The 15,876-nt window shown below is 71.4% G+C and carries 5 protein-coding genes; all 5 read left to right on the plus strand.

Going from position 1 to position 15,876, the window contains the following annotated elements; all coding sequences use genetic code 11:
- Positions 1–406 precede the first annotated feature (406 nt).
- Positions 407–1,720, plus strand: coding sequence for an MFS transporter (locus ACFYPN_RS15625; protein WP_358760094.1), 1,314 nt, complete (start codon positions 407–409; stop codon positions 1,718–1,720).
- Positions 1,720–5,139 carry a beta-ketoacyl synthase N-terminal-like domain-containing protein gene (locus ACFYPN_RS15630; protein ID WP_358760096.1) on the plus strand — a complete coding sequence of 1,140 codons (3,420 nt, stop codon included), beginning with the start codon at positions 1,720–1,722 and terminating at the stop codon, positions 5,137–5,139. Before ACFYPN_RS15625 ends, ACFYPN_RS15630 begins: the two co-directional genes overlap by 1 nt.
- Positions 5,136–12,527: a MupA/Atu3671 family FMN-dependent luciferase-like monooxygenase gene (locus tag ACFYPN_RS15635; RefSeq protein WP_358760098.1), complete on the plus strand. Its 7,392-nt coding sequence runs from the start codon at positions 5,136–5,138 to the stop codon at positions 12,525–12,527. Before ACFYPN_RS15630 ends, ACFYPN_RS15635 begins: the two co-directional genes overlap by 4 nt.
- Positions 12,528–12,806: 279 nt before the next feature.
- Complete coding sequence (locus ACFYPN_RS15640) at positions 12,807–14,000, plus strand: PP2C family protein-serine/threonine phosphatase (RefSeq protein WP_389298566.1); 1,194 nt, start codon at positions 12,807–12,809, stop codon at positions 13,998–14,000.
- A gap of 214 nt (positions 14,001–14,214) precedes the next feature.
- Positions 14,215–15,861, plus strand: a complete 1,647-nt coding sequence (locus tag ACFYPN_RS15645; protein ID WP_389298568.1) for an ATP-binding protein — start codon at positions 14,215–14,217, stop codon at positions 15,859–15,861.
- The last annotated feature ends 15 nt before the right edge of the window (positions 15,862–15,876 follow it).

The following is a 15,876-nucleotide window of genomic DNA, read 5'->3' on the forward strand; positions in this document are numbered from 1 at the left end:
GAGCGGGAGCCGGAGCCGAAGAGTCGAACGAACCGGTCCCGGCTCGTGGATCGGCTGATGCGAGGGCGTCAACTCACGTGAGGGACAGTTGAGTTGACGTCCGAGCGCGCCGTGCGAGCCGGTGACGCGCTGTCGCATCCGTTGCGTGCCGGTCGGCCCGCCCGGGGCGCTCGGGGGCAGCCCTGGTCGGGCTGATCGCCCCTGTCCCGCTCGCCGGGGCCCACGGGCGACCGCACGCACGGACGATCCGCAGGCGGATCGTCCCCCGAATCACCGTCTCCCCTGGTGTGAAGCGCGCAACGGACGGGCAAGGCTTGACGGAGTTGGCAGGTACACAGGTGGCCAGATGGACTCCGTGGGGGAAATGGTGCGCCGGTTCCCTCTCCTCGCCCAGGGAAAGGTGCGCATGAAGCATTTCCGGCTGCTCGTTCTCGGCAACGGGATATCCGCGTACGGCAGTTATCTCAACATGGTCGCGCTCAACGTGTTCGTCTACCACGTCACCGGGAGCGCACTGGCCGCAGGTCTCTTCATGGCGGTGCGACTGGGCACGAGCGTGGGTGCCGGGTTCGTGAGCGGCCGCCTGGTCTCGGCGTACGATCGCAAACGCCTCATCGTCGGCGCCGACACCTGTCAGGCGCTGGCGCTCCTGGCGCTGTTGCTCGCGCCGGAGACGGGCCGTGTCGCCCTGCTGTACGGCTTGGCCGTGATCACGGGGGCCTGCTCCACCCTCTCCCAGGTGGCTCTGCGCAGCAGCATCCCGGAGATCGTCGGCCCCGATCTCCGTACCCGCGCCAACGGCCTTCTGGTCACCGGCCGTTCACTCGCCATGATCGCGGGGTTCTCCTCCGCCGGCATCGTGGTGGCGCAACTCGGATACCGCACGGCGTTCGCGCTGGACGCTGCCACCTTCCTGGTCTCGGCGACGATCCTGCTCCTGCTGCCGATCCGCACGAGGCCGGTCCCCCGCCACACGGACGGGAACGCGGAACAGAACGGGGAAGGAGGGGCGGAAGAAGACGCCGACGGGGCGCCTGCCTCCCCCCGGTGGACGATCCGGATGCTGCTCGCCTCCGCGCCGCTGCTCATGGCGATGATCGCGGTGCGGGCCGTGGACGGACTGGGATCTTCCTCCCACAACGTCGCGCTACCGGTCTACTCCAGCCTGCTCGACCCGGATCATCCGGCCACCTTCATCAGCCAGTTCTGGGCGACCTGGGCGGTCGGCACCATCATCGCCCAGCAGGTGCTGGCCCGTTACACCGGCCGTACCGGACACACGCCGGGCGAGCGCACCTTCGCGCTCGGCGCCTGCGTCATGTCGGGGGCGTTCATCGTCGTGTTCAGCGGCCTGCCGACCGTGCCCACACTCGTGATGGCGCTCGTCGCGGGCGCGGCGGACGGAGTCACCGAGGTCGTCTACGTGTCCCGGCTGCAGGACGTCCCCGACGAGCAGCGCGGCCGCCTCTTCGGGCTCTCCGCGTCGACGGAGAACGCCGGATTCGGCCTCGGGATGCTGATCAGCGGGTCGTTGCTGGAGTCCTTCTCGCCGTTCCAGGTGGTGGCCACGCTGCACGGGCTGGCGATCGTCCTGTGCCTCGCGCTGCTGGTGATGGTGATCGTGCGCCGTCGGCCGGACATTGCCGCCCGGCGTCCCACCCCGGACCTCGGGAAACGGCGTGAGAAGAGTGACGATCCGGTGCCGGAGGGGCGCGGCTGATGGGCGCCGACGACATGGACCCGCGCATCGCCGTGATCGGGATGGCCTTCCGCCTGCCCGGAGCGGACACCCCCGAGGATCTCTGGCGCATCGTCCGCAACGGTGAGGACCGCATCACGCGCTTCACACAGAGCCAACTGGCGGCCGCCGGTGTTCCGGAGGAACTGTACCGGCGCGACGACTTCGTCGGCGCCTCCGCGGTCCTGGACGACATCGCGGGGTTCGACGCCCGGCACTTCGGGATGAGTGCCCGAGAGGCCCGTCTCACCGACCCCCAGCAGCGCATCTTCCTGGAGTGCGCGCAGCATGCCCTGGAAAATGCCGGGCGTCCGGACGAGCGGGACGGCACCCGCGTGGGGGTCTACGCCAGCACCGGCTACCACCTCTACAACATGCAGTCCTACCTGCTCAACAACGTTCTCCCGGAGGAGGATGTCACCGACTGGCTGGCGGGAATGCAGATCCTGGTGGGCAACTTCACCGATTTCAACGCCACTCGGGTCGCCTACCGCCTGGGTCTCACCGGCCCCGCCGTCAATGTGCAGACCGCGTGCTCAAGTTCGCTGGTGGGCGTCCATCTGGCCGCCCAGTCACTGTTGTTGGGCGATTGTGATGTCGCCCTCGCCGGAGCCGCCGCCATACACCTCCCCCAAGTCCTCGGCTATCACTACGTGAAGGGATCGATCCTCTCGAAGACCGGCCGACTGCGGGCATTCGACGCCGCGGCGAACGGAACGGTCGGAGGTACCGGGGTGGTGACCGTGGTACTGAAGCGGCTCGACCGGGCCCTCGCGGACGGTGACACCGTGCACGGGGTGATCCGGGGCTGGGGCATCTGCAACGACGGCTCCGGGAAGAAGGCGTTCGCCGCGCCCAGCGCCCAGGGCCAGCGGGTAGCCGTCCGCCGGGCGCTGGACCACGCGGGTGTCGGCGCGGAGACCATCGGCTATCTGGAGACCCACGGCACGGGCACTCTGAAGGGCGATCCCATCGAACTGGAGGGAGCCACCGCCGCGTACCGGGAGGACACGGAGCGCACCGGCTACTGCGCCCTCGGGGCGGTCAAGACCAACATCGGGCACCTCGACGTGGCGTCCGGCCTGGCCGGCCTGGTCAAGGCCCTGCTGGTTCTGAAGCACGGCGTCATCCCGCCGATCGGAGGCTTCGAGGAACCCAACCCCCTGCTCCGGCTGGACGACAGCCCCTTCTACGCGCCCCGGTCGCCCCAGCCGTGGCCGGAGACCGCAACCCCCCGCCGGGCGGGGCTGACCTCCCTCGGCATCGGCGGCACCAATGTGCACCTCATTCTGGAGGAGGCCCCCCAACCGGCTCCCCGTTCGGGCTCGGCCGCTCCGCCGGACGTACTCCTGGTCTCCGCGACCTCCGAGGACGCCTTGGCGGACAACGCCCGCGCGCTGCGCGACGAGTTGCGGCGACGGGCCGCGCTTCCCCCGGCCGATCTCGTCACCACCGCCGCGCTCGGCCGCTCCCACGGCCGACACCGGATCGCCGTCCGGGGCGCCACCCCGTCCGCACTCGCTGACTCCCTCGACGGTTGGCTCGCCGGAGCCGCCTCCGCGCACACCGTCACTGGTTCGGCACCCAGGGAGGGTGATCAACCCGCAGTCATCTTCCAGTTCACCGGTCAGGGCGCCCTGTACCCAGGAGCGGCGGCAGATCTGTACGAGCGGTTCCCCGTGGTGCGCGAGGTACTGGACAGCTGCGAGAGCCTCCACCGCGAGCTCACCGGCGACCCACTGCTCGCGGGGCTGCTCACCGGCAGTCCCGTCCCTGACGGCATGGGCCCCGGCGCCGAGAGCGGTCCGGAGGGCGGCACCTGGCCGACCGGGACGGCGCAGGCCGCCCTGTACGCACTGCAGTGCGCCCTGGTCCGGCTCTGGCAGGAGGCGGGCATCGCCCCGCAGGCCGTGACCGGCCACAGCGTGGGGGAGTACGCGGCACTGTACGCGGCCGGGGCGCTGACCCTCGCGGACGGGCTGGAGCTCGTCACGGCCAGGGGACTGCTGATGCGGCGGCACTGCCCGCCCGGCGCGATGGTGGCGGCGGCCGTCGACCAGGAGTCCGCGGCCTCGCTCGTCGCCGCGGTGCCCGGCCTGGAGCTCGCCGTGACCAACGGGGAGCGCGCACGGGTGCTCGCGGGTCCCGTGGAGTCGGTGGACCGGGTGTGCGCGCTGCTCGACGGGCGCGGGACCCCTCACGAACGGCTCGCGGTCGACCGGGCGTTCCACACCGCCCTGACGGAGCCGATGCTCGACGAGTTCCGGGCACTGGCGGAGAAGACATCCTTCGCCCCTCTGCGGATCCCACTCGTCAGCTCCCTGGACGGGCGGACCCGCGCACCGGGGTGGGTCCCGGACGCGGGCCATCTGGTGCGCCACGCCCGCGAACCGGTCCGATTCGACGAAGCCCTGCGCGCCGTCGCCGGTCTGCGGCCCGACGTACTGCTGGAGATCGGGCCGCACAGCACGCTCAGCGGTCTCGCCCGCCGGGCCCTGCCCGCGGTGCGGGCGGTCCCGTCCCTGCGACGGGGCGCCGGCCTCGCCCCGCTCTGGGGCGCCGCGTCCGAGCTCCACTGCGCGGGCGCGGACGTGCACTGGGAGCTGTTCCTTGCGGGCACCGGGGGGCGGCGGATCCCGCTGCCCGGCTACCGCTTCCAGCACCGACACCACTGGGCGGGGGCGCCACCCATGGCCCCAGGACCCGACATCCGAGTGAGAGAGGAAGCCATCGTGGCAGCGGACAACGCAGACGCCGGGCACATACTCGACAGCATTCTGGGGGTGCTGTCGCAGAGCTTCGGAGAGGATCTCACCTCGGTACCGGTCGACACCCCCTTCTTCGATCTCGGCGCGGACTCCCTCCTCATGATCAACGTCCTGCGTGAGCTGGAGCGGGAGCACCAGGTCAAAGTGACGATGAGGGAGCTGTTCGACGACACGGGGACACCCCGCCTGCTGGCCGAGCTGATCGCGGCGCGACTGCCCCGGCCGTCCGGAGCGGCTTCCGGGCCGCACCACGCTCCCGAGGCAGCGGCCACGGAACCGGCCGCCCCCGCGCCGCCCCCGGCCACCCCTGCCGCCGTTCCGGCACAGCTCGCGGTCCCGTCGCAGCGCACAGCCCCGTCCGCCCTCGCGACGCCGCCCCCCGCGTCACCCGCGCCCGCGGCGACCGCAGCTCCGACGGCGGTGCGGCCCGTCCCGTCCCCCGGCGGAGCCGACACGTCCGGCGCGGTCGCTCCCCCTGCCGGATACGTCACTCGGGCAGAGCTCGACGAACTGACGCGTCAGGTGAGGCAGATGTCTCAGATCCAGCTCCAGCTGATGACCCAGCTCTCCCAGCTGCTCGCCGTGCAGAACGCCTCGGCGGTCGACCGGCTCGACGGTGAGGCGGTCCGATGAACGACTCGGGGGGGCTCACCCAGGAGCTGGACCAGGACCTGAGCGCCATGGCCGGGCTGGCCGAGCGCATCGCCGAGCAGATGGCAGCACGGCTGCCCGCCGCAGCGCCGGCGGACCAGCCCGGGACGCAGCCGCCGGGGGAGCAGCCCGGGACGCAGCCGCCGGGGGAGCAGCCCGGGGGGCAGGAGCCGGCGGACCAGCCCCAGGCACACGGCCCCCGGGTGGTGGTCGCTCCCGGCTCCGGCATGGTGGGCCGCACCGCATCGCGCGGGCAGCAGGAACATCTGGACGACCTGGTGCGCCGCTACACCGCGCGGACCGCGACCTCCAAACGACTGGCTCAGCGCCACCGCAGGAAACTGGCCGACAGCAGGGCGGTCGTCGGCTTCCGCGCGTCGACCAAGGAGATGCTCTACCCGGTGGCTGCCCGCCGCGCGGAGGGTTCGCGGGTGGAGGACGTCGACGGCAACAGCTATGTCGACATCACCATGGGCTTCGGTGTCCTGCTCTTCGGTCACGAGCCGGACTTCGTCCGGGAGCCGGTGCGTGAGCACCTCTCCCGGGGAATCCGACTCGGCCCCCGCAGTGTGGAGACCGGGGAGGCGGCGGAGCTGCTGACCGAGCTGACGGGAATGGACCGGGTGGCGTTCGCCAACTCCGGTACGGAGGCCAACGCGGCGGCGATCCGGCTGGCGCGCGCCGCCACCGGCCGCGACCGCATCGTCACCTTCCAGGGCGCCTACCACGGCCACGCGGACCAGGTGCTCGGGCGTTTCGCGGGCCGGGGCGGCGGTGCCGGGACCGTACCCGTGTCCCGGGGCATCCCGCAGAGCGCCGTCGCCGAACTGACGGTGCTGACCTACGGGAGCGAGGAGGCGCTGCAGGCGATCGAACGGGACGCCGCGCAGATAGCGGCGGTCATCATCGAGCCGGTGCAGAGCCGGAACCCCTCCCTCCAGCCGGTCGAATTCGTTCGCAGATTGCGTGACCTGACGGACCGTCACGGTATCGTCCTGATGTTCGACGAAATGCTGACGGGGTTCCGCCCGGCGCTCCGCGGTGCGCAGGAGCTCTACGGCGTCACTCCGGACCTCGCCACCTACGGCAAGCTCCTCGGCGGCGGATTCCCGATCGGTGCGGTCGCCGGTCGCGCGGACATCATGGACGGGGTCGACGGCGGGTACTGGAGCTACGGCGACGACAGCGGCCCGCCGGCCGACACCACCTTCTTCGGCGGCACCTATCTCCAGCACCCGGTGTCGATGACCGCCGCGCGTGCCGTCCTCGCCCACCTCAAGGAGCACAGTCCCCGGCTGCAGCAGCAGCTCAACGACCGCACCAGCGAACTGGCCACGGGACTCAACGCCTTCTTCGAGGAGGAGGAATTCCCCCTGAGAGTCGGCTGGTTCGGCTCACAGTTCCGCTTCGAGCACCGCGCCGACATGGAGTTGCTGTACTACCACCTGATGCTGCGGGGCGTGCACGTCTGGGAGTGGCGCAACTTCTTCCTCTCGACCGCCCACTCCGACAGCGACATCGAGCAGGTGGCGTGCGCCGTCCGCGAGTCGCTCCAGGACCTGCGGAGGGCCGGCTTCTTCCCGGCCGTCCGCCCCCCGGCCCCCGCGCCGAGGACCGCGTCCGAAGCGCCCCGGGCGCCCGCACCCATCGCTACGGCCGCACCCGCACCCCTCACCACAGCCGCACCCGCCCGGGAGTCGGTACCAGAGCCGGTGCGCGGGCCGGGGCCGCGAACCGCCGTCCGCACGGCCGACTTCAGCCTCTACTTCTTCGGCGACTACCCCCGGGAGCGATCGGACCCCGAGGGCGGCCGGTACGAACTGCTCATGGAGGCGGCCCGGTTCGCGGACGAGCACGGCTTCGAGGCGCTCTGGATGCCCGAGCGGCACTTCGACTCGTTCGGCGGCCTCTTCCCCAACCCCGCCGTGCTGGCAGCCGCATTGTCCCGGGAGACGCGGCGCATCCGTCTCAACGCCGGTTCGGTCGTGCTCCCGCTGCACGATCCGGTCCGGGTGGCGGAGGAGTGGTCCATGGCGGACAACCTCTCCGGAGGGCGCGTCGGCCTCGGCGTGGCGAGCGGATGGAACGCCAACGACTTCGTCTTCTTCCCCGAGCGCTTCGGGCGCCACAAGCAGGAGATGTACGAACAGGTGGAGCAGGTACGGCGCCTCTGGCGGGGAGAGGCGGTCCGTCGTACCACCGGGGACGGGGTGCGCGAGATCCGGCTCTTCCCCAAGCCCGTGCAGGACATGCCGCCGCTCTACACGGCGGTGGTCGGCAACCCGGAGTCGTACGAACTCGCGGCGCGGCACGATCTGGGCGTGGTCACCAACCTGATGACCCAGAGCGTCGAACAGCTCCGGGAGAACGTGGACCGCTACCGTCGGGCCCGTGCGCGCCACGGATTCGACCCCGACGCGGGGCGGGTCGCCGTACTGCTGCACACGTACCTCGCGGAAGACCACGAGAGCGCCCGTACCGAGGCCTTCGAGCCGATGTCCCGCTACATGCGGGCCTCCCTCTCCCTGTTCAGCGGAGTCAGCAACAGTCTGGGCATGACCGCCGACCTGGCGGCGCTCAGCGAGGACGACCTCGACGTCGTCTTCCGCCGCGCCTACGGCCGCTACTGCGACCAACGCGCCCTCATCGGCAGCGTGGACAGCGTCCTGCCGGTGGTCGAGGCGGTGACCGGAGCGGGCGCCGACGAGATCGTCGCGCTGGTCGACTTCGGCGTCACAGCGGGTCAGCTGCGCGCCGGTCTTCCCCGCCTGGACGCCCTGAGGCGACGGCACACCGAGTCGTCCGCACCCCGGGCGCGGACCCCGGAGCACGGAGAGGAGGACCGGCCCGGCACCGTGCTCTCACCGGGCCAGGAGCGGATCTGGTTCCTGGAGCGCCTCCTCCCGGGGCGCACCGCCTACAACGAGGTGAAGGCGATCCGGCTGCGCGGCCCGCTCGACACCGGCGTACTGCGCACCGCCCTGCGCGGCCTGGTCGCCCGTCACGAGGGGCTGCGCACGGTCTTCCGGGCGGAAGGCGATTCGGCCGTGCAGGTGGTACGGGCCACGGCCGAGCTCGACTTCGCGGTGGTGGACGGTACCGCCGACGCCGAGTCCGCCGTCCGGGAGGTGCTGGCGGCGGAGAGCAACCGTCGCTTCGACCTGGAACACGGACCGCTCTTCGTGAGCCGGCTCGTCCGCACCGGCGTCGACGAACACGTGCTGGTCCTCTCCTTCCACCACATCGTCGTCGACGCCGCCTCCGCCACCGTGCTGAGCCGGGACCTCTCCGCCCTGTACCGCGCGGAGCGCGACGGTACGAGGGCCGGTCTTCCGGCTCTCACGTGGAGTTACGCCCGGCACGCTCAGGAGCAGCGTGCCGCGGCGGACGGTCCGGACACGGCGAAGGACCTGGACCACTGGCTGGCCACGCTCGGTGGAGAGCTGCCGGTGCTCGAACTGCCCACCGACCGGCCCCGTCCCTCGGAGATGACCTCCGAAGGACGCGCCGTCTTCCGCTCGCTCGACCCCGTACTTTCGGAAAAAGTACGGAAGTTGGGGCGCAGTCACCGCGCCACCCTCTTCATGACCCTGGTCGCCGGGTGGGCGGCGATGCTGAGGCAGGTCACCGGGCAGGAGGACCTCGTCATCGGGATCCCGGTGTCGGACCGTCCGCAGCGCGCGGAGGACCTGGTCGGCTTCTTCGTCAACACCCTCGCTCTGCGGGTGGACCTCTCGGGCGACCCCGACTTCGCGACCCTGCTGGACCGGGTCCGCTCGGTCGCGCTGGATGCCTACGATCACGCGGGTGTGCCGTTCGAGAGGGTGGTGCGCGCGCTCGCCCCTCCGCGCAGGACGGACCGGACCCCGGTGTTCCAGGTGTGCGCCGAGTTCCAGTCGGCCGAGCCGTTCCGCTTCGACCTCCCGGGCATCGAGGCCGTCCCGCTGGACGCGGGCCCGGACAAGTCCCTGACCGATCTGACGGTCTACTTCACGGACGCCCCGGAGGGCGTGCGCTGCCATCTGGAGTACAACTCAGACCTGTTCGACGCGAGTACCGTCGAGCGGTTCTTCCTCACCTTCCGCGATGTGCTGACCGACGCGACGGGAGCGACCTCCACCCCGCTGTCCCGGCTCGCGCGCACGCCGGCCGAGGGGGACGAAGTGCCGGAGAGCTGGGAGCGGGGACCGGAGCGTGCCGTCGCGGACACCACGGTCCACGCCTGGATCACCCGGCGTGCGGCACAACGCCCGGGACACCCGGCCGTGGTGGCCGGGGACACCGTGCTCACCTACCAGGAACTGGAGGAGCGCGCCGACCGGCTCGCCGCTGTGCTCCAGGAGCGGTCGGCGGGCGGGCGGCCCGACGAGGTGGTCGCCGTGTGGCTGCCCAGGTCGGCGGAGTCCGTAGTGGCTCAGCTCGCCGTACTGAAGGCGGGACACGCCTTCGTGCCGCTGGACCCGTCCCTCGGTGCCGTCCGGGCGTCCCAGGTCATCCTCGAATGTGGAGCCCGCACGGTGATCAGCGACCGCACCGGGGCCGTGGGCCTGCGGCTGCCCGATGCGGTGACCGTCGTGCCGCCGGACGCGGCCCCGGTGAACGGCGGTGGCCCGGTCGACCCTGCCGTCGGGGACTCACCGTTCTGTGTCATCTACACCTCGGGCAGCACGGGGACGCCGAAGGGCGTCGTCCTCACCCATCGCTCCCTCGTCGACACCTGCCAGTGGCACCACGGGCGATTCGCCTTCACCCGCGGCGACCGCAGCGCCGCCGTGTGCGGCCAGAGCTTCGACGCCTCGCTCCTGGAGATCTGGCCCGCCCTGACAGCGGGCGGCACCGTCGTCGTCGCCGGTGAGGACGTCCGCAAGGACCCGCTCGCGCTGGCCCGTTGGTACGCGGAGAAGGGCATTGCCTTCAGCATCGTGCCCACGGCCCTCGGCCACGAGGTGCTGCGCCTGCCGGCGGCCGACCAGCCACCGTTGCGTCATCTGGTGCTGGGCGGCGAACAGTTCCGTACCCGACCCCGGCCCGAAGCGCTCTACGAGGCGGTGAACGTCTACGGTCCGACCGAGACGACCGTGCTGTGCGTCAGCGAGACGGTCACGCCCCGGTCCACCGCGTCACCGGCTCCGGAGGACGGGGCCGCCCCGGGCGAGGACGTGATCGCGATCGGCCGTCCCGTCGACAATGTGCGCCTTCGGGTGGTCGACGAGTCCGGCAAGCCGGTCCCCATCGGTGTGACCGGGGAGCTCCAGGTGGGCGGGCCGGGGGTGGCCACGGGCTATCTGCACCGGCCCGACCTCACCCGGGAGAGGTTCGTGGCGGACCCGGAGGCCGGCTCCGGCGCGCGCTTCTACCGTACGGGCGACCTGGTGCGCTGGACCTCCGAGGGAAAGCTCGCCTTCGTGGGCCGCACCGACGACCAGGTGAAGATCCGTGGCTTCCGGGTCGAGCCCGAGGAGGTCACCCGGGTGCTGAGCGGCCTCGACGGCGTCGGCCGGGCAGCCGTCCTCGGCACCCGGAGGGAGAACGGCGAGGTCTGCCTGGCTGCCTATGTGGTCCCGGCCGAGCCCCTGGACGGCGCCCCCGGGGCGGAGCGTGCCTACACCGGGCGACTGGCCGGAGAACTGGCCCGCAGACTGCCGGAGTACATGGTGCCGCGCGCCTGGCAGGTTCTTTCCGGCCTCCCGCTGACCGCCAACGGAAAGCTCGACCGGGCCCACCTGCCGCCGGCCGGCGTCGTCCTCCCGGCAGACGCGGTCGTCGGCCCCGCTGTCGGCCCCGCTCTCGGCCCTGCCGTCGACTCGCCCCGGCCGGGACCCGGCAGCTCCGACGGGGAGAGCCGCCTGCGGGAGATCTGGGCCGCCGAGATCGGCATCGCTCCCGAAGATGCCGCCCCCGACGCCTCGCTCTTCGATCAGGGCGGCCACTCGATCACCGCGATGCGGCTGGTCAATCGGATCAGGGAGGAGTGGGGCACCGAGTACCCCCTCTCCCGCCTCTACCGGGAACCGACCCTGCGGGCCATGACCGAGTTCCTCTTCGGCACGGCGCCGAGGAGGGTCCTCAGGCAGGGCCCGGTCACCGATCAGCAGGCGCGGTTCGCATTCCAGCACTCCTGCCACGCGAAACCGCAGGTGTTCAACGTGGCGCTGCGGATCGACTTCGCCGGGCCACTGGACCCCGCTGCGGTGCACACAGCGGTACAGCAGCTGACGGAACGTCACGAGTCGTTGCGTACAAGGCTGGTTGCCGAGGAGGGCGGGTCCTGGCGTCAGGAGGTGCTCGAACCCCGCCCGGTGGAGATGCCCGTCGAGGACCTCACATCGAGGCCGGAGCCCGAGCGGGAGGAGCAGGTGCGGCGGTTCGCTCTGGAGGCGGCCGAAACGCCTCACGACCTCTTCGCCGGAGACGTACTCTCAGTCCGTCTGCTGCGTGCCGGTGCCGAGAAGTGGACGCTGCTGCTGGTGCTGCACCACTGCGCCTGCGACGGCTGGGCCGTGACGGTGCTGCTGCAGGAGTTCGCCGCGCTCTACCGTGCGGCCGTCTCCGGAACGGCCCACGGCCTGTCGGCCGAGGTGCCGCAGCAGGTGGAGTACGCGCACTGGCGGGCAGCGCACGAGGAGAAGACCGGCCCCCGGCGGATCGACTACTGGGTGGAGGAGCTCGACGGCGCCCCCTTCACCCTCGACCTGCCGCTCGACCGGCCGAGGCCCGAGACGCTCAGCGGCCGGGGCGGTGTCGTCAGCTTCACCGTGCCCGCCGAGGTGCGGGAGGGCGTCGAGAGGCTGGCCGCGCGTCGCGGGACCACCCCGTTCGTGGTCACCGCAGCGGCACTCGGCCGGTTGCTGGCGGCCAAGGCGGGGCAGGCGGACGTGCTGATGCACATCTCGTACGCGGCCCGGGAGACCCGGGAATCCGAGTCCCTGGTGGCGTGCACGGCCACCGGATTCGCCCTGCGGGTACGTGAGGCGGCGCACGGTACCTTCGCCTCACTGACGGACCAGGTGTCCCGGTCCGTCGTCCTCGGAATGGAGCACGCCATGCCGCCGAGGCTGGCCGCGCCGGCGATGCTGGAACGCAAGGGCATCGAGATCCCGGACGCGCTGGCCGTGGGTCTGGCGTACGAGAGTTCGCTGGACACCGGCGTCGACCTGCCCGGCCTGACCACCACCGTGCGGGACATCGCCCCGGCCGCCTCACGGGGGGAGCTCATCATGGTGCTGACCCCGACTCCGCAGGCCCTGCAGGGTGACGTGGAGTACTCGGCGGACCTGTGGGACCGCGAGACCATCGAGGAATGGACCCGCGAGTACGTACGGCTGCTGCGGGACGAGGTGCAGGAGGCCCTCGGCCCGGACACGGACTGACCGGCACCCCCGGGGGCTCCCCGGGGTACGGGCCCGCGGCCGTTTCCGACGACCGCGGGCCCGCCCCGTACGAGCTGCGGCCCTCCGGCTTCTTCTGCCTCGGCTGCGGCGTTCAGATTCCGGGCAGTCTCTTCCGTTCCGCATGCCGCGCAGGCTGCCGGCAGGGACGGCTTGACGCGCCCGGAGGCATGGGGCGGCCCTGACCAGGTGCAATGAGCTTCGAAGGTGAAGTTGCGGTGATGCGGGGAAGGAGATTCGGCAGCCGAATTGGAGGTTGCTGTGGAGGGTACAGATCTAGACTTGGGTGAGCTGCTGGCCGCTGCTGAGGCCGCCCCACCCGGTGAGTCCGTCGAGGTGGTCGCGCACAACCTGCGGAAGCGGTTCGGTGCGGAGTGCGTGTCGTTCCTGTTCGTCGACCTCATCGGGGAGCGGCTGGTACGGCTGGCCGCGGCCGGCGGCGCTGCCGAGGACACCGGCAAGCCGATCGAGTTGCGGGGAAGCGTCTACGACCGCGTCCTGCGGAGCCAGCGCCAGCACGTGGAAGCGGACGGGCAGGTCGGCAATCGCGTCATCACCCCGGTCACCAACCGGGGCGACCTGATCGGCGTCCTGGAGGTGACCCTGCAGGTCGCTGACGACACCGTGCTGCGGCAGGTCCGCGAAGCGGCCCACGCGCTGGCGTACATCATCGTCACGGACCGCCGCTTCACCGACCTGTACCACCTGGGCCGGCGTACCACCAGGACGAGTCTGGCCGCGGAGATCCAGCACCAGTTGCTTCCCTCGGCCCCCTCCTGCGAGGCGGCCGAGTTCACCCTCGCCGCCGGGCTGATCCCGGCCGACGACATCGGTGGTGACACCTACGACTACACCCTCGACCGCGACAAACTGCACCTGTCCATCACCGACGCCATGGGCCACGACACCAACTCCGCCCTGCTCGCCACCCTGTTGGTCGGAGCGCTGCGGCAGGCGCGCCGCAGCGGCTGCGACGCCCTCAAGCAGGCTCATGAAGCCCACAACGCGCTGCTCAATCACAGCCACAGCCTCGCCACCGGGCAACTGTTCTGCATCGATCTCGAAACGGGTCTGTGCGAACTGGTCAACGCCGGCCACCCCCGCCCCCTGCGGCTGCGCGACAACGTGGTCGAAGAGGTCGACCTCGCCGTCAACCTGCCGTTCGGCGTGGCAGGTCCCAGCGCGTATCACCTGCAGGAACTCCAACTGCTGCCCGGAGACCGCCTGGTGCTGCTCACCGACGGCATGCAGGAGCGCGGTGCGACCGAGGTCGACCTGGCCTCGGTGATTCACGACACCCGAGCGCTGCACCCGCGGGAAGCGGTCCGGAGCCTGACCGCCGCGGTGCTCGATGCCTGCCGCGGCAACCTCAAGGACGATGCCACAGTCCTGATCTTGGACTGGCACGGAGACCCCCGCCGAGCAGCCCGAACCAGACCGGCCCCGCTCCGCTGACCGCGACGGCCGCCCGCTCGGGAGGCTGACGCCGAGGCATGCGGGCACGGGGATGAGGGATGACGGTGCTCAGGAGCGAGAGTCCGCATGGAAGGCCCGTGACAACCTGCGTTGTCGTGAGGGTAGGGTGGCCCGCGCTCCGGTGGGTGACGGAGTCCGAGATCTCCCGCCGCTCTCCAGGCCAGAACAGGCCGGGCCAGAAAGAGGAACCACCGTGCAGAGTCCCGAAGAGGGTTCCCCGTCGGCAGAACTCCGACCGGTGCGGGAGCGGTCCGGCTGGAGCACCAGCCGCTGGCTCGGCACCGGCACCACCGTGGCCCTGGTCGTGCTGCTGATCCTCAGTGGCTGCGGCGCCTGGGCCCTGATGCGGTCCACGGCCGTCAACCAGCAGCTCGTCGACCGCTGGTCACCCGCCCTCGTATCCTCGGTGCGCCTGGAGGCCGCACTGGTCAACCAGGAGACCGGTATCCGCGGCTACGGCCTTGCGGGCGACACGGCATTCCTCGCCCCCTACCGCAGCGGCCTGGCCCAGCAGCGGGCCGCGATGGACGAGCTCGACGCCCTCACCTCGCGGGACACCCGGGCCACGGCCGATCTCGTCCGGGTGCGCGACCTCGCCGAGAAGTGGCACGCGACCGCGGCCCGGCCCATCGCCGCCGCCGCCGACCCCACCACCCTGGCCCAGGAGCGCGCGGAGAGCGGCCGGGCCCAGTTCGACGCGCTGCGCGCCGCCTTGAAGACCCAGCAGGAGCACACCACCTCCGAGCGCGACCGGGCCCGCAACAACCTGTTGTCCATACGCAAGACGCGGAACACGGTCTTCATGATCATCGCCGCAGTCGTGCTGGCTCTGATGGCGCTCGCCTTCGCGGGACTGCGGCTCGGCGTGCAGCGACCGCTGGACCGTCTGCGGGCCGACGTCCGCAAGGTCGCCTCCGGCGACTACGCCCACGTGCTCGTCCCCACCGGCCCCTCCGACATCCGGGATCTCGCGGCCGACATGGACGCCATGCGGCGCCGCCTCGCCGAAGACCTCGAACTCAAGGACCGCGCACGGGCCGTCCTCGACGCCCAGACCGTCGAACTGCGCCGCTCCAACGAGGAGCTGGAGCAGTTCGCGTACGTGGCCTCGCACGACCTCCAGGAGCCCCTGCGCAAGGTGGCGAGCTTCTGCCAGCTGCTGGACCGGCGGTACTCCGAGCAGCTCGACGACCGGGCCAAGCAGTACATCTCCTTCGCCGTCGACGGCGCCAACCGCATGCAGAACCTCATCAACGACCTGCTCACCTTCTCCCGAGTCGGCCGGCTCCACACGGACGACCGGGAGGTCGACCTGGGAAATCTGGTGCGTCGTACCGTCGGCGACCTCGACGTCGCCGTCCAGCAGACCGGGGCCACCATCACGTGCGAGGACCTGCCGACGGTCCACGGGCAGCCGACGCAACTCGGGCTGGTCCTGCAGAACCTCATCTCCAACGCGATCAAGTTCCGCGCGCCCGACACCGCGCCCGTCCTCCACATCGGCGCACGGAAGGTACCCCGTCCCCACCACGACGGCAGCGAGGAGGGACGGCGTCCGCTGTGGGAGATCTCGGTGGCCGACAACGGCATCGGTATCGCGCCCGAGTACGCCGAGCGGGTCTTCGTCATCTTCCAGCGGCTGCACACCCGCGACAGTTACGAGGGCAACGGCATCGGCCTGGCGCTCTGCAAGAAGATCGTCGAACACCACGGCGGATCGATCGCGCTGGACACCGCCTACACCGCCGGCACCCGCTTCACCTTCACCCTCCCCGGAGCGGTGGACGAGGAGCCGGACGAGGCGCCGGTGCGGTCGCCGCGCTCAGAGCCCGTCGGATGACGGAGACGTTCCCCG

The sequence above is a fragment of the Streptomyces sp. NPDC005576 genome, from assembly GCF_042871745.1.
In the GTDB taxonomy this organism is placed as follows: domain Bacteria; phylum Actinomycetota; class Actinomycetes; order Streptomycetales; family Streptomycetaceae; genus Streptomyces.

Excerpts from the sequence above, each read along its gene's own strand:
- ACFYPN_RS15625 (WP_358760094.1), top strand. The coding sequence starts at position 407 with ATGAAGCATTTCCGGCTGCTCGTTCTCGGCAACGGGATATCCGCGTAC.
- ACFYPN_RS15630 (WP_358760096.1), top strand. The coding sequence starts at position 1,720 with ATGGGCGCCGACGACATGGACCCGCGCATCGCCGTGATCGGGATGGCC.
- ACFYPN_RS15635 (WP_358760098.1), top strand. The coding sequence starts at position 5,136 with ATGAACGACTCGGGGGGGCTCACCCAGGAGCTGGACCAGGACCTGAGC.